This is a genomic window from Helicobacter sp. 11-8110 (assembly GCF_003288905.1).
GTDB lineage: Bacteria > Campylobacterota > Campylobacteria > Campylobacterales > Helicobacteraceae > Helicobacter_D > Helicobacter_D colisuis.
The window spans coordinates 109,467-125,120 of record NZ_NHYL01000002.1 but is presented as its reverse complement, the minus strand read 5'-3'; the positions used below and the strand labels follow the sequence as shown (position 1 = coordinate 125,120).

Annotated in this window: 17 protein-coding genes and 1 tRNA gene; 5 read left to right on the top strand and 13 right to left on the bottom strand. The window is 32.1% G+C overall.

Annotation, left to right across the window (positions count from 1 at the left end):
• The first annotated feature begins 31 nt into the window (after window positions 1-31).
• Together CCY98_RS08580 and CCY98_RS03515 are read left to right on the top strand one after the other, a co-directional pair.
• Window positions 32-439, top strand: coding sequence for a hypothetical protein (locus CCY98_RS08580; protein WP_258438350.1), 408 nt, complete (start codon window positions 32-34; stop codon window positions 437-439).
• Window positions 440-451: 12 nt separating this feature from the next.
• Window positions 452-910: a hypothetical protein gene (locus CCY98_RS03515; RefSeq protein WP_258438348.1), complete on the top strand. Its 459-nt coding sequence runs from the start codon at window positions 452-454 to the stop codon at window positions 908-910.
• A gap of 11 nt (window positions 911-921) precedes the next feature.
• Here CCY98_RS03515 and tet(44) read toward each other — a convergent pair whose 3' ends face one another.
• From tet(44) to CCY98_RS03495, 4 genes are all read right to left on the bottom strand, one after another.
• Window positions 922-2,844, bottom strand: coding sequence for a tetracycline resistance ribosomal protection protein Tet(44) (gene tet(44) / locus CCY98_RS03510; RefSeq protein WP_112057212.1), 1,923 nt, complete (start codon window positions 2,842-2,844; stop codon window positions 922-924).
• 49 nt (window positions 2,845-2,893) lie between these two features.
• Entirely contained in the window at window positions 2,894-3,421 is a 528-nt protein-coding gene (locus CCY98_RS03505; protein WP_112057211.1) for a PadR family transcriptional regulator, read from the bottom strand.
• A gap of 16 nt (window positions 3,422-3,437) precedes the next feature.
• Window positions 3,438-3,671 (bottom strand): VOC family protein, encoded by a 234-nt coding sequence (locus CCY98_RS03500; protein ID WP_258438341.1) that lies wholly within the window; start codon window positions 3,669-3,671, stop codon window positions 3,438-3,440.
• A 297-nt stretch (window positions 3,672-3,968) separates the two neighbouring features.
• Window positions 3,969-4,232, bottom strand: a complete 264-nt coding sequence (locus CCY98_RS03495) for a transposase (RefSeq protein ID WP_112057210.1) — start codon at window positions 4,230-4,232, stop codon at window positions 3,969-3,971.
• Between the two features lie 247 nt (window positions 4,233-4,479).
• Here CCY98_RS03495 and CCY98_RS03490 point away from each other — a divergent pair, with 247 nt between their 5' ends.
• The 3 genes from CCY98_RS03490 (at window position 4,480) to CCY98_RS08425 (ending at window position 7,048) form a co-directional block, all read left to right on the top strand.
• On the top strand, window positions 4,480-5,778 hold the full coding sequence (locus CCY98_RS03490) for a FapA family protein (protein WP_258438338.1): 1,299 nt from the start codon (window positions 4,480-4,482) through the stop codon (window positions 5,776-5,778).
• Window positions 5,779-6,095: 317 nt separating this feature from the next.
• Window positions 6,096-6,614 (top strand): hypothetical protein, encoded by a 519-nt coding sequence (locus CCY98_RS03485; RefSeq protein ID WP_258438336.1) that lies wholly within the window; start codon window positions 6,096-6,098, stop codon window positions 6,612-6,614.
• 71 nt (window positions 6,615-6,685) lie between these two features.
• Window positions 6,686-7,048: a hypothetical protein gene (locus tag CCY98_RS08425; RefSeq protein WP_112057208.1), complete on the top strand. Its 363-nt coding sequence runs from the start codon at window positions 6,686-6,688 to the stop codon at window positions 7,046-7,048.
• 523 nt (window positions 7,049-7,571) lie between these two features.
• Here the strand turns inward: CCY98_RS08425 and CCY98_RS03475 are convergent.
• The 9 genes from CCY98_RS03475 to CCY98_RS03435 all read right to left on the bottom strand — a co-directional run bounded on the left by CCY98_RS03475 (window position 7,572) and on the right by CCY98_RS03435 (window position 15,629).
• Window positions 7,572-7,646, bottom strand: a tRNA-Asn gene (locus CCY98_RS03475).
• 95 nt (window positions 7,647-7,741) lie between these two features.
• On the bottom strand, window positions 7,742-8,581 hold the full coding sequence (locus CCY98_RS03470) for a hypothetical protein (RefSeq protein WP_112057207.1): 840 nt from the start codon (window positions 8,579-8,581) through the stop codon (window positions 7,742-7,744).
• 9 nt (window positions 8,582-8,590) lie between these two features.
• Window positions 8,591-9,676: an N-acetylmuramoyl-L-alanine amidase gene (locus CCY98_RS03465; protein WP_112057206.1), complete on the bottom strand. Its 1,086-nt coding sequence runs from the start codon at window positions 9,674-9,676 to the stop codon at window positions 8,591-8,593.
• Window positions 9,670-10,767 carry a nitronate monooxygenase gene (locus tag CCY98_RS03460; protein WP_112057205.1) on the bottom strand — a complete coding sequence of 366 codons (1,098 nt, stop codon included), beginning with the start codon at window positions 10,765-10,767 and terminating at the stop codon, window positions 9,670-9,672. Before CCY98_RS03460 ends, CCY98_RS03465 begins: the two co-directional genes overlap by 7 nt.
• Before the next feature lie 12 nt (window positions 10,768-10,779).
• A complete protein-coding gene (tyrS, locus tag CCY98_RS03455) occupies window positions 10,780-11,994 on the bottom strand; it encodes a tyrosine--tRNA ligase (protein ID WP_112057204.1) in 1,215 nt (404 codons plus the stop codon).
• A 9-nt stretch (window positions 11,995-12,003) separates the two neighbouring features.
• Window positions 12,004-14,151 (bottom strand): RelA/SpoT family protein, encoded by a 2,148-nt coding sequence (locus CCY98_RS03450; protein WP_112057203.1) that lies wholly within the window; start codon window positions 14,149-14,151, stop codon window positions 12,004-12,006.
• A 38-nt stretch (window positions 14,152-14,189) separates the two neighbouring features.
• Entirely contained in the window at window positions 14,190-14,408 is a 219-nt protein-coding gene (locus tag CCY98_RS03445; protein WP_112057202.1) for a DNA-directed RNA polymerase subunit omega, read from the bottom strand.
• 12 nt (window positions 14,409-14,420) lie between these two features.
• Window positions 14,421-15,134, bottom strand: a complete 714-nt coding sequence (pyrH, locus tag CCY98_RS03440) for a UMP kinase (protein WP_112057201.1) — start codon at window positions 15,132-15,134, stop codon at window positions 14,421-14,423.
• 81 nt (window positions 15,135-15,215) lie between these two features.
• Window positions 15,216-15,629: a hypothetical protein gene (locus tag CCY98_RS03435; protein ID WP_112057200.1), complete on the bottom strand. Its 414-nt coding sequence runs from the start codon at window positions 15,627-15,629 to the stop codon at window positions 15,216-15,218.
• Window positions 15,630-15,654 lie beyond the last annotated feature (25 nt).

The following is a 15,654-nucleotide window of genomic DNA, read 5'->3' as shown; positions in this document are numbered from 1 at the left end:
TAAAAGATTGCATAAGGGCTTGATTAATATCTTGCAAAATTTTAAAATTGATTCTAAAGATATTCAAAAAAGTTGTGAGAAATTTTATGGTTTCTCAAAAAATTGGTTGGTTAATCATATTTTAAACGAAGACAAACGCTTAGAAGCTTACCACAATCATTTGATAGATGTAGGCGAGATTCCTTATTCCTTGGAGCAGCAAACTAAGATTATAGCTCTTAGCCAAAATATCCATAGGATTGAAGAACAAAAGCATCATAATTATATTTGCCTTTGTCATACAAAAGTTTTTGAAGTTTGTGATTCTTTGCATGAAATGATGCAAACAAAGCGAACTTTTTTGCGTTGTAAGGTTTGTAAGCAACCATTGGTTTTAATCGATGAGCGATTACAAGAAGAGCAATATTATGAAATGCTTATTAAAAAATACTTTCAATAAGGAATATTGTAAATGGTTTTTGCTTCAAGAGGCTATAAGATTTTTGAAAAAATTGAAAATATTAAAGCTTTTTTAAAAGAACAAAGTCAAATTTATCAGGAAGAAATGGATTTTTATTTTTTAGGTTTTGCTACATTTTGTAATCGCCACGGAGAAAATAATTTCAAAAAAATCCACTTACTAAATCTCTTTGATAAAGATGCTAATTACATTGCAAAAGTTGATATTAAGCAAATTTATAGGGTTGAGTTATGCAAAAAGGAAGAAAGAGAAAACTTACCTTTTAAAGTTGAATTAATACCCCAAGCAGATACAACGCTAATGGCAACTTTGATTCCAAAGGTTAAAGTAGAATACTATGGAAAATTAAAGGTTGATATTTATCAAGAGCTTTATCGAGCAATGATTCTAGAAGGCTATTTTGTTGGAATTAGAGAATCCAAGCAATTAGAATCGCAAATTGTAATTTAGTGAATATTAACTTAATTTTCTTTTTTATTAAACATATGGCGTACTTTATCTATTCGATTATTTGGTCTACGTGATTGAATAACTGGTTCACAAGTAGCAATTTGATAATCTTTTAATTCTGTCAAAAAAACTGCTTGCCCATTTGTATATAGAGTTAAAGTATTACGATATTCATTAATACAACGTACAGGAATATGTCCTGTAAAAATAACTTCATCATTTTTTGATTGACTTGTTTCAATTATTGCACAATGTTTTTGTGCATCATTATATGCACGAGAAAAGTATCCCTGTGGTGTAAAAAGTATAAACGAAAAATATGGCTCTAATAATTGCGTTCCCGCTTTTTTCAATGTTTGTTCAAGTACAATTGGGGCAAGAAAGCGAAAATCCGAGGGAGTACTAACAGGGCTATAATAAACACCATATTCAAAACATATTTTACAATCTGTTACTTTCCAACCATACAAACCTTGCTCCAGTCCATAATTAATACCTTCTCTTACTGCATTTTGGAAACTTTGATTTAAATAACCGAGTGAAACTTTGCTTTCGTACTGTATTCCACTTCCAATTGGAAGTGGAGTTATTGATAATCCAATTGATGCCCAAAATGGATTTGGTGGTACTTCAATATGAATAGTATAATCTGCCTTTTGTAATGGCTTTTCCAAATAAATTACGGTTGGATCTTCGATTCTTATGTTTATGTGATATTTTTCAATCAACAGAGAACAGATAACTTCTAACTGCACTGTTCCTAAAAAAGAAATGACGATTTCATGTGTTATCGTATCAACATAATAACGTAAAAGAGGATCAGTATCTGCAATTTCTGTAAGAGCATCCAATAATTTTTCTCTCTCTTCTATTTTTATCGGTTCAATTCTTGTTCGTAGTATTGGTACAGTCTTGTCATTCCATACATTGCATGGCAAAATCTTTTCATTTCCTATAATATCGTTCAATCTTAATGTATTGTTAGGTATAATAAAAATATCTCCAGAACAAACTATTTTTGTCTGTATCATTTCCCCATTTGAAGGAATATATATTTCTGTAAGTTTCACTTTCTTTTTCGATGGCAATATAATTGTATCTCGTAAGTGTAATGTTCCACTGTAAAGACGCAAATAAACTAATCTTTGCTTATGGTCTGTATATTCAATTTTAAAAACTCTTCCACATAGTTCTGAATCATTCTCATTCATTTCAGAACAAAAAAGATTTGAAATAGCTTCGATGAGTTGTTGAGTCCCTATATTATTTCTAGCACTTCCATGGTATATAGGAAACAACGAACCTTTTTTAACACACCTAGATTCTTCATACCTTAATTCTTGTATAGTCAATTTTTCTCCTACAATATATTTTTCTAAAAGTTTATCATTTTTGGAAATTACAGGATCCCAATCATCTAAATCAATGATATTTTTAATTGATATTTCTGGAGTTAATGTTACATTTTGCATAACAATAATATCATTTGAAAGTTTTTCTTTGATATTTTGATAAATATTATTTAAGTTAATTCCATACTGATCTATTTTATTTATAAAAATAATTGTTGGTATATTCATTTTTTGAAGTGCATGGAATAGTATTCGGGTTTGTGCTTGTACACCATCTTTAGCAGAAATTACTAAAATAGCTCCATCAAGAACAGATAAGGAACGATACACTTCTGTTATAAAATCTGTATGTCCAGGAGTATCTACAATATTGATTTTGTAGTCATTCCAATTAAAAGAAGTAACTGCTGCCTGAATTGTGATTCCACGCTGACGTTCTAAAAACATAGTATCTGTCCTTGTTGTTCCCTTATCTACACTGCCTAATTCTAAAATCGCTCCACTTGTATAAAGCAGACTTTCCGTTAAAGTTGTCTTTCCTGCATCTACATGAGCAAGAATACCAATGTTGATTATTTTCATGGAATTTCCCTCCCTACAAATTTATCTTTTAACTTAAAATCAATATTTACTAATTTTGTTCTTTTAAACTATTCTCAAAATCAATTATCCACTTTTCTAATGTTTCTACTAATGCTAATTGTTGTTTAAACATTTGTTTTCCAACATTAGGAATATGTTGTCTATGAGATTGTCTTTCATTTAGTAATTCTTTTAATTCTAATATCTTTGATTTTATATTAGAAACAAGAATCTTTTTTTGTTCATCATCTACTAAATCTAAATTCGTGATAATAACATTAAAATCCAAATATAGACTAACATCAGAATTTGAAATATCATTCATAAGTTTATTAAAATAATCATTACCTTTGTCAGTAATAGTATATACTGCTTTATCTGGCATATTTCCCTCTTTCTCTTTATGGCTAACAATATATTCTTTTGATTCTAATTGTAATACTTTCTTATAAATAGACTGTTCACTAATTTTTACCCATCTTGGTATATTACGATATTCTATATTTTTTTTAATATCATAAGCACTTTGTGATTTTTGTTTAATAAGTCCTAATAATACTAAATCTATATTTGACATAATCTCTACTCCTTACTTAATATTCTGTAACGCCAAGTCTATTTCCAAATGGATCTTCAAACTCGACTGCATTACCAGTTCCAATTTTAAAAGGCTCACTCAAAAACTTTATACCATTGTTCAACATTTCTTTATAGAAGATTGCAACATCTTCTACTTCAAACCATATTGTAGGCTTTAAATTCTCAAATTTATTTTTGTCTTTTAAAATTATTGCAGGTTCTTCATTTCCAATATTATAAGCAACCATTCCCTTATTAGAGAAATCAAATTTCTTTTTAACCCCAATATTTCCTCATAATATCTTTTTGCTTCTTCCATATTATCTACAGGAAGAAAATAGTTGTCATAATTTTTCATATATTTAATGTTCTCCTCTTTGCTATAAACTACGCTACTATATTTTATAGTAGTTATCATTGAAAGTCAATATATAATAAAAAAATAGATTAGTTGCACTGAACTAATCTATTTGTATAACTGCCTGTCGTACAAAAAAGACTGTCATTACTGACAATCTTTTCGGTAAATTACTATAAATCAATAACTATAAAATTAAACTATTAATTACTAATGTATTAAAATTATTTTCTTTAAAATATCTTTCTACTGGCAAATGATATATTCCTGTTGATTCCATGAAAATAGTTAAATCTTCTAAATTAAAACTTTCAATTTTATCTTTTAATTCATTAAAATCACGAAAATTATGTTTTATCTCTTTAGGTTCAATCAATACTTCTCCATATTCAGTAGATAACATTATCATACTTTTTCCTTTAGCTACATCAACACTTAATACTGATTTCATTATTTACTCCTTTCTGAATTTAAGTCTCTTGTTTCCACCATTATTTCATCAAGCTTGTTATATAGATTCTACGACCTCACTATCTTAAACTAAATTAATAATAGAAATAAAAGCTGAACTGTCAATTTGTTAGATTCTATGACCTCTGTAATTTGCCGTTCTCACTTAAACTCTTGGTAAATAATTTAACATAAAAAAATAAGATATAAATATTAAATTATTTACATCTTAAAGTATACTTGATATTTTGATTGAGAAGCTTAAATTTCGTAGTATCACATCAAAAATTACCCTTAAAGTCGCTTCTGGAGTAGCAAGTGTTGAGGGAAAAAGTGAGAAGCTTGAAATTTATCATAAAATGCAAGATGAAAGTGCGATTTGTGATTTGCAAACTAAATTTACCCCTAAAGTTTGTTTGAAGGCTGTTCATAAAGGGGATTTGCTTTTGGATTATACCAAAGCCATTAAGGGTCGTATTGGCAGGGATTTAAAGGGTCATATTTTGCCAGCTAAATCTATTCAATCACATCAGATTAAAAGTGATTTAAGCATTGTTGCTTTAGAAGATTCTGCGCATATTAAATTTTGTGCTAGAAAAGATGGATTTTTAAAAGAAATAGCACCCTTTTATTTTATTATAGATGATGAGTTGAATACCAACAAGCAAGAAACTGCCAATCTTTTTAAAATACTAAAAATTGATGGCTTAACTCATTTTGATTCAAAAATTGAAGCTAAAATCGCCTATATTAAATCGCATAAAGGAAATGTTAAAGCCGATATAGCAGTGATTGATGTTCTAGAAAAAGGCATTGTAGAGGCTAAAATAGCTTATGTGGAGAGTATGCTTGGTGGAAAGATTGTTGCTGATTATATTTATGTGAAAAATGTCCGATCTTATAATGAAATTTATTTTCGTTATTCTTTAGTGGTGGATAATATTTTGGGGGAGCACAATCTCTTTGAGTGCAATCCTGCTAAATTTGCATTTAATAAAAAAGATAGAACAGAATATTTAGTGTTAAAAAAGCAGTTGCAGGTTAATATTAAACATTTAAGAAAGAGAATGGATGAGATTTATACTTTTTTGTTTACTATGCAAAATAAAGTGCATAAAATTACTTATACTCTTCAAGGCAAATCTATTCCAAAAAATCTTCAAAATATTGTAGATCAATATGATAAATCGCTTAAAAATTATCAAAAACTCCTAGAGGAATATCGTGATATTGTTAATATTAATTATCATAACGAAAGACTTTTAAGGAATATTGATAAGGCTGTTTTGGAGGCTAAAGTTATAATTCGTGGAGAGATTGGATCAGCAGAAACGATGATTAGATTCAAGTTTTATAATAATGAGCAAGAAGAATTTCTTAGGGTGTTATTTAATAAAGAGAATCCTGAAAGATTTTTTGAAGTTGTAGAAGATAATAATCGCTTTAAGATTCGAGCATCAGAGAATTATGATGAAAAGCAATGTGATTGGATCGCAGAGTTTTTCCCCAAAGAAGATTTTACAAATCTCACCCCAAAGGCTTCTTAGTCTTTGAAATGTTTGGCAACATTTGCATTGGTTGTGCTAAGTATTAAAAATAAGGCTATAGAAATATAACCCAAATTCTTTTTATATATCATCACATTCTTCCTTTTTTTAAATTTAATAATAAATATTATTATGGAATTTAAAAAAATAATTAAATAGAAATCTCGCTTACAATATTATTGATAAAATTTTTAATTTAAGCATTCTCTAATGGGGGGGGGTAAAATTTTTCTCTTTAGCAAAAAGGAGTAAAATGAGAGAGAATGCTAAACAGGCTTTACTTGAAGCTTTAGCAGAATACGATGATTCTAAGGAATATGAACATTAGAGATCAAGAAGAAGTGATTGTGGATATTTTTTCGCAATATCCAAGCAATAATGATAAAAAATCTGTGCTTTTAAAGGTTTGTGTTTTGGACAGCTTTTATAGCACAAATTTAAAAATTTATGGAATACATGAGGTTGTTGAGCAAATCCTAAACTTAAATATTGATGAAGCTTTAAAAGTGGGCGATACAAGTATTATTGAAAAAATTGCAAATTTTACAAACCCTAAAGGCAAACAAGCATTTTTATATTCTTTTGCAAGTAAATATTGCTTTCATCACAATAAAGATAAATATGTTATTTTTGATAGCTTCGTCCAAAAGAGCTTAATTCATTTTAATAATAAAGATAAATTTTGTTCTTTTAAGCTTAGTCAAAATAGCTTAAAAAATTATGAGAATCTACTAAAGGCTATTAAAGAAATTAGAACTTTTTATGGTTTGGAGGAATTTAATAATAGGCAAATGGATCATATGCTTTGGGTGTATGGTAAAGAAAATTTAAAATAAGGAGGGTAAATGAAAAAGATTAATTTCAAGATGGCTTTAGGTGCTTTGGCGTTGGTTACACTTTTAAGTGGTTGTGGAGAAAAAATCCAGATGAGTATTTAGCGCTTGAGCTTACATATGAAAGTTATGAGAATATTTCGCAACCTACACTTAAAATTCAAGCAAAAAATGATATTGTTATCAATTCTGTAAGTGTTAATAGGGGAAATTGCAAGATTGCTTTAACGGGCGAAATGAGTATGCTTTTAGGCTATGGTAATATGTTGGGCATTGCACTTGTTGATAGTTTGTTACCCAAATTTACCCTAGAAAAAGATTTGCCAAAAGAAATGGCATTTTCTGAAGAGATTAAATTGCCAATTGGTTGCAGTATGGATTCGGTCTTGGAAACTACAATTAACACAAATCAAGGTATTTGGACTTGGAGCAAATAAATAAAATAATTAATTTGGGGGTATTTATAGGTTTTTCAAACCACAAGCAAGAAAACTCTTGCCTCTTAGGTAGGAGATGAGTTGCACCACCACTTTGGCGGTATAAAAAATTACTTTAAAATATAACATTCTATAATTAAATTTAGTTATATTTGCTATATAAAATAAAAACAGAGACCCAGAAAAGAAAGAGAGAATCTATTTAAAAGCTAAAAAAAATAGATTCTTGCTTAGGAGTTGATTTAAATATCTACATTTCTTCTTCATTCTATCCATTCTTCCAATGCTTAGAATAAAAGCAAGGTGTAATGGCAAATTCTCTGCAGTTATTTGGGTTAGGAATTAGCCTATAAACAAAAAATCTTTTGTGTTAGCTAACATTAGTTTGGGAGCTCTTGCTTTTTTTAAGTAGGGGGTAACTTACCTAATAATTGATAGTTTCATTTCTTTTATTTTTAAAACTTTTAAAGATTAAAGGTTTGATTTTTGATTATATAAAGAAGCTATTGAAAGAGATTAATGATGGCTCCGGATGTAGGATTCGAACCTACGACCAAGCGGTTAACAGCCGCCTACTCTACCGCTGAGCTAATCCGGATTAAAAGCCAGAATTATATACTTATTTTTTACAAAAGTCAAGATAAATTAGAAAAAAATTGTATTTATTTTTTGTGGATTTAAATAAAAGGGGAATCAAATCGAAGTTTTGGTGGTTAGTTTTGTCATCCAGCTACTGCACCACCCAAAAAGCATAAGAAAATAAAATGCCTTTCGCATTTCAAAGTATGATTCTCCATCAACAAAAGTATGGGAGATAAAAAGCATAATAAGGCAGATTGCCCATAAAAGCAATAGGTTAAAAAACTCATAGGAGCCAATGAGATATTTACGCTTCCAACAAAGAAATATTACCATTGATAACCCAGCTAACATAAGCACTAAATCTACATAGCCCAGTGCGCCATTTTTAAAAAAAGGCATAATAGCAAAGCCAGATAAAGCAACAATGATGACATTTAAGCTAGGTTGTGTGAGTTGTAAGATTCTGCCAATTTTTGTGTTTTTGTCAAAATTGAGCTGAAAAAGATAAATGGCAAAAGGAAAAACAATAAAGAAACAATAAACGCTATAATCTAAATAGAGCTGATAAAAGTCTTTTTTGAAAATACTTTCTTTAGTGAATTTTAAAGAATCTTCTAGTGAAAAAATATCATAAGTAAATCGCTTAAGCCAAAAAAACTCATAATATAGTTGCAAAGCAAAAAGGCATAAAGCTACCAAAATTGCCACACTATAGAATTTTGGTAAGTGGCTAGAATAGATTCGCGCCATATGAAAAAGGCTTATAATGATTCCACAAGCTAAAAATGTGATTCCGATGCAATAATACACACCATAAGGTTGTGTAACAAGTCTAAACATTTGCCTAAAATCCCAAACAATTCCGCTTAATAGCAATGTTAAAAGGGTAAAAATAGCTAAAATAAAAAATAATGACGAAAAAAGAGTGGTTTGTAAAGCAATTTTGCGCATTTTTTGCCTCTATGGATTTTTTATGAAGTAATTATCAATGCCATCAGCAATTCCTTTGGCAATATTTTTTTGGAATGCGGTTTGTGTTAGTCGTTTGCCTTCTGTTGGGTGTGTGATATATCCAACTTCCAGCAAAACTGATGGCATCAAAGCTCCCACCAAAACCCAAAAAGGACCTTCCCTAACACCACCATCAACAATTTTATAGTTTTTTCTTAAAGATTGTAGCATTCCATATTGTATGTCAATGGCAAGTCGGTTTGAGGCAATGATTCTTTGGGTATTTAGAGTATTTAAAACAGATTGTTTAGAAAAGTAATTCATAGATTCAATGTCATCTTTATTTTCTAGCGCAGCAACATTTTTTGCTTTTTCGCTTCTTGCAGTTGAGAGAAAATAGCTCTCCACCCCTTCTAGCGAATTTTTATTATCAACAATGGCATTAGCATGGATTGAAATAAACAAATCAGCCTCTTTGTCATTGGCAAAACTCGTTCTTTCTCGCAGTTTGATAAATTTATCGCTACTTCTTGTCATATAGACCTTGTAGCCACGCTCTTGCAGGATATCTCTTAGATATTTTCCAATGCTTAGCACAATAATTTTTTCACATGTCTTATTAACCCCAATAGCTCCACAATCTTTTCCACCATGCCCAGGATCAATTACTATTGTTTTGCGATCTTTTTTTAAAGATTCCTGTTTTGCGTTATTTTCAAATAGCGATGGGATAGAGATTTCTTTAAGAAAAGAAAAGCGAGCTTGCTTTTTAGAAGTATTTAAAGAAATGGTTAGTTTTTTGGGGCTTTGGATAACTAAGCGCACTTTTGTTGGAGAGTTTTGTGCGATTCTTAAGCTAATCTCTCCTTCAAATTCTAAAAGTTTTGCCTTGCCCATAAGGACTGCTGGTATATCATAGACATAGCGAAATCCCTCTTTATTTTCTAGGACAAAGCTTTTGAAATCTTTTTTTTCAATAGTTTGGTTAAAATTTAGAGCAACTCCATTTGTGGTTTGCTTAATAGATTGGATTTCTAAAATACCGCCCCAAGCAAAATGAAAAAAACAGAAAAATAAAGCGATGATTCTTAGCATTGTGTTAATTCATCAAGGATTTCTTTGACGCTTTGGATTTTCTCAATTCGGTATCCATTAGCTCCGGTAAAATATAATCCATTGATGGGATCGCCAAGATACCCATCGCCTAAACCATCAGCTATACAATAGCCCACTTTTTTTGCTTCTTGTCCGCGGTTACAAGGTGAAACGCAGTTGCTAATACAAGCAATTTTAGGCTTTTTGCCCTCGCGTAATTTTTTAATAATGCCTGTAACAATAGCTCTTGCTGGGTAACCAACGGGTGATTTAATAAGTTCAATATCTTCTTTTTTAATTTTTGGCATTAGTTCTTTGTAATAGGGGGCATCGCATTCTTCTGATCCTAAGAATCGCGTTCCCATTTGCACTCCACTTGCTCCTAATGCCATTATTTTGTCAATATCGCTTCTATCCCAAATTCCCCCTGCAGCAACAATTGGAATCTCACCCCATTTTTTACTTTCTTCTAGCACTTCAGGAACAATGCTTTCAAGCTGATATTCAGGTTTAAAGCAGTCTTCATAACTCACACCCTGGTGTCCGCCACTAAGCGGTCCCTCTACAATCACTGCATCGGGGATTCTTTTGTATCTCCCCTCCCAACGCTTACACAAAATTTTCAAAGCTTTGGCTGATGAGACAATGGGAATGAGTGCTACATTGGGGAAATTGCTTGTAAATTCCGGCATATTAGTAGGCAATCCTGCACCCGTGATAATCATATTTGCGCCTGCTTCACAAGCATCGCGTACCACGCGCCCATATTCGTTAATAGCATATAAAACATTTGCACCAAGTGGATTGTTGCCACAAATTTTTCGTGCATTTTTAAAAATTTCAAATAAAGATTCTTTGGAGTAAAAATTAATGGTATCAAAAGGGCGGTGCTTGATGACTTTTTGCACAAAGGCACTTTTTTTGTAATAGCCACTTCCCACGCAAGAAATTACCCCAAGCGCTCCATGTTTTGAAACATTACCTGCAAGGTTATCCCAGCTAATTCCAACTCCCATTCCACCCTGAATAATGGGGAATGGAATCGTGTATTTTCCGATTTTTAAAGGCTTTAATTGTGGTTTAGATAGCATAAATTCCCTTTTTTATTTGATGATTGCGCGGACAAATTTTCTCTTTCCAGCTTGAATGACATATTCGCCTGTTTGTAAATTTAATTTAGAATCTTCAAGTTTTTGTCCATCAATTTTCACTCCACCTTGTTTGATAAGGCGTAATGCTTCGGAGTTTGAGGCACACAAACCACATTCGCTCATAAGTTGTGCTATCCAAATTCCGCTACTTTTTTCAAAGGTGGGTATTTGGCTTGGCATTTCATCTTTGCTAAAGACTTTGTCAAATTCCTCTTTGGCTTCTTTGGCTTTTTGCTCATCATAGTAGCGCGTGATGATTTCTAGTGCGAGATTTTCTTTTGCTGTTTTTGGGTGTAAAACCCCATTTTTTACGCCTTCTTTAATTTCTTGGATTTCTGCTAGACTTTTGGAACTCAAAAGCTCATAATATCTCCACATTAGCGTATCTGAAATACTTAACAACCGCCCAAACATTTCTTTTGGTTCTTGCGTGATTCCAACATAATTTCCCAAGCTTTTACTCATCTTATGCACACCATCTAAGCCTTCTAAAAGGGGGACCATAACCACTGATTGTTCTTTTGGGATTCCATAAGCTCTTTGCAAATGCCTACCCATAAGCAAATTGAATTTTTGATCTGTTCCACCGCATTCAATATCGCATTCTAAAGCCACAGAATCATAGCCTTGCAACAAGGGATAGAAAAACTCTACGATACTAATGGGATTTTGATTCTTAAAGCGTTTTTCAAAATCATCTCTCTCAAGCATTCTAGCAACTGAAAATTTTGCTGCAAGTTCAATCATTCCGCGTGTGCCTAGACTATCAAGCCATTTTGAATTAAAGGCAATCTCCATTTTTGAAGAATCTAGCACTTTATAAACTTGCTCTTCATAAGTTTTTGCATTGGCTAGGACTTGTTCTTTGTTTAGAGGTTTTCTAGTTTCACTTTTGCCTGTTGGATCTCCAATCATTCCTGTAAAATCACCAATGAGAAAACACACAATGCCACCGTATTTTTGAAAAGTAGCAAGTTTTTGTAAAAGCACGGTGTGCCCTAGGTGCAAATCTGGCGCAGTTGGATCAAATCCTGCTTTGACTTTGAATGTTTTTCCATTTTCAAAATAGTCTCTTATGAGTTTTTCAATATATTCTAATCCAATGATTTCTTGAGTGCCTCTTTGGATTTCTGCTAAAGCAGTTTTGATTTGCGATTCTACGCTCATTTTTTCTCCTTAGTTTGCATACGCATCTTTGAGTGCATAAACATCAATAATTTTATAATGATTCCCAAATAAATTTTTTAATTCTTTAACATCTGCAATATGCGATTCAAAACGCACTTCACAATGTGTGGCATAGGTGCTTTTTTGAGAGCCTAGCTCTACGCCTAGAACATTAATATCGCATTTTGCTAAAAATTGCAAGAAATTTGCTAAAACCCCCTTTTGATTCTCTAAGGCTACAATGAGCTTATAGGTTTGCAGCCTGTCTCCAAGCCAATTGACATAAAGCATTTTCACACCTTTTTGAATCTCTAAATAAGCTCTATCGCAAAGCTTATGATGCACAAACGCCTTAGAGCCATTTTTAAAAGCGATAATGCCATCGCCAAATTTTGGGTGGCAACAATAATCAAAAACCGCTTGATTGATATTGTGATTAGTTTGAATCACAAGATTATCAAAATGCAATTCTTTCAGTTTTAGAATTCGTATTTTAATTTGAGTTAAAAATCCTGCCTTTTGTTTGTAATAGTTTTTGATACGATTTTTAATATCTTTTAAAAAAGCAATATCGGTAGTCGCTTTGTGAATGGATTCATCTAGTCCGCTTTCTTTGGTAAATTCCTCAATCTCTTCAGCTCCTTTATCAAAAATGGTTGCAATAATATTAATCGCGCTTTTCCTTTCGATTTCTTTGATTCTTGAAGCGCAATTTATACGGATTTGATTTTTGGCGCGAGAAGTTTTGACTGCATCCATCCAAGAGCAACGCAAAATAGTTTCCTTTGCGGTAATGATTTTAACAATATCTCCGCTTTTTAGCGTGGTTAAAAGAGAAGTTTTTTGGTTATTAACATAAGCTTCTTTGGCGCGATTCCCAATATCTGTATGCACCGCATATGCAAAATCAAGTGCTACAGCACCTATGGGTAAGGAATAGTTATCTCCATCAGGAGAAAAGACAACAATGTCTTCGCGATAAAGATCGTTTTTAACAAGCTCATAAAACTCTTCAACTGAATTGTTTTGGAATTGTAATTTGTTAAGCCAATCAAGACTAGGTCCGCTATTTCCACCAATTTTGTAAATCCAATGAGCAGCAATTCCATATTCAGCGCTACGATGCATATTCTCGGTGCGAATCTGCACTTCAAAAATAGCCGAATCATCAAAAAGTGTGCTATGAATTGTTTGATAGCCATTTTCTTTAGGTAGGGCAATATAATCCTTGAAGCGCGACATAATAGGCTTAAATTTTAAATGCAAGATTCCAAGCACTTTGTAGCAATCTAGCTCATTTTTAACAATCACTCTTATGGCAAGTAAATCTAAGACTTCTTCAATTGAAATGCCTTTGCGTTGCATCTTAAGATAGATAGAGTAGTGGCGCTTTACTCGGCTTTGAAGAATGAAATCTCCCTCGGGCACTCCACTTTGAATCAAGCTTTTTTTGACCTTTTGCATAAAAGCATTAAGTTTAAGCTGAATGGCTTGCTTGTGATTGAGAAAATAATCTTGAATTTTCCGATATTCTTCTGGAAAAATATAATAAAAACTACGATCTTCTAATTCATTTTTTAGTGTGGAGATTCCAAGTCTATGAGCAATAGGAGCATAGACAACTAGGGTTTCTTCTGAGATTCTGCGTTGTTTATTGGGCGGTAAAGCCCCAAGAGTTAGCATATTATGCAGTCTATCGCATAGTTTGACAACTAAAACTCGCACATCTTTAACTGAAGTAATTAGCATTTTGCGGAAGCTCAAAGCTGCAACTACTAATTTTTCATTGGAGTGAGAAGCAGGGAGTTCTTCTGCGCGAATAGCAACGATTTTTGTCAGTCCATCGACTAATGAAGCTACATCTTCACCATAATTTTTTTTAACATCTTCTAAAGTATAGTCTGTGTCTTCTACCACATCGTGTAAAAGTGCTGCGCAAACCATCACTTCATCACCGCCAAAATGAGCAACAATGCAAGAAACTAGTAATGGATGCACGATATAAGGCTCACCACTGCGTCTTTTTTGATTCTTGTGTGCCTCAGTTGCAAAAGCAATAGCTTTCTCAATGTTTGGAGTAATTTCTAACATACTATAGAGCAATTCTATTGCTTTTTGCGGTGTTGTAATAGTAGCGACTTTTTTAAGAAATTCCACTTTTTACCTTAATTTTAGAAAAATTAAAAATGCAAAGATTAGTTTTGTGTTTCCTCTACTCTTTCTAATCCAATCTTTCCTTCTGCAATCTCTAATAAAGCAATATCAGAGAGCTTATCAATTTTTGGATTTTTATTGACCAATGGTTTGGCGCCACGGCTTAGTTCGTCGATTCTTGCAAAGATGATATTTGAAAGTAAATATCTATCAAAATTAACTTTTTCTAATGCTTTAGATGCGATTTGTTCAATTCTCATTTTTATCCTTTTTTAATTTGAAACTTGGGAGTAAATAGCACTTTCTTCTTGCTTTAAAATGGCTAAAAGATTGCCTTGTTTAAACATATTACATACGATAATTGGTAGTGCATTGTCTTTTGCTAGGGCAATAGCGGTGTCATCCATAACTTTAATATTATCTTTTAAAGCTTGTTCGTAACTAATGTGTTTAAGCATTGTTGCATCGGGGTATTTAACTGGATCTTTATCATAAACGCCATCAACTTTTGTAGCTTTGATAATCATTTCTGCCTCAATTTCAACGGCTCTTAAAGTAGCCGCGGTATCTGTCGTAAAAAAAGGATTTCCTGTCCCTGCAACAAAAATCACAACACGCCCTTTTTCTAAATGGCGCATTGCGCGTCGGTTAATATAGGTTTCACACACTTCTTTGATTTCTAAAGCACTCTGCACTCTTACATTTATGCCATGATATTCTAGTGCTTCTTGCATAGCTACTCCATTGATGATGGTAGCAAGCATTCCCATATAATCACCACTTGTGCGCCTGATGATACCACCTTGTGAAGCACTTACGCCTCGAATGAAATTGCCACCACCAATAACGATTCCAACTTGGAAACCATTATCTACTAGCGCTTTAAGCTCTGTTGCGATGTAATCAAGGATTCCGCTTTCAATCCCAAAGCCACTTTCACCCGCCAAAGCCTCTCCAGAAAATTTTATTAAAACTCTTTTTGCCATTAACTAAGCCCTTTTAAAAACTTTTGAAATTTTTAATTATATTCAAAAGATACTTACGAATAAGTAAAGATTTGGTGTGTTCTACCAAATTTCATCATTTTTTTGCTGTAATTTTTCTAATTGTTGATTTTGGATTTCATATGCTTTTTTTAAAATTTCATTGGGAGTTTGCTTAGCAGAATCTCTTTGTTTTGGTAAATCTTGGCGATTATAAAGGCTTTCAAAGTGTCTAATATGTTCCTTGGTGCCTTGATTGTATTGTAAGTTATCCAAGTTTTTTTGCCGTAATTGTAAATTAAGTTCTTCTAGGTGCTTTTTTAATTTGCTTTTAATTAGATTTTTTGTGTGATTGTCATCTTCTTTGCTCAAAGAATTTTCAAGTTTTTTTTGTATGATTTTAGGTGAGTTATTTTTGCTAGGATTATCTTTTTTAGAATCTCCCCTCTCGCAACCAAAAAACAATATTAGACTTAATAAAATAATCCAATGTTTCATTTAAGATTTTTAATCCATTGTTTTA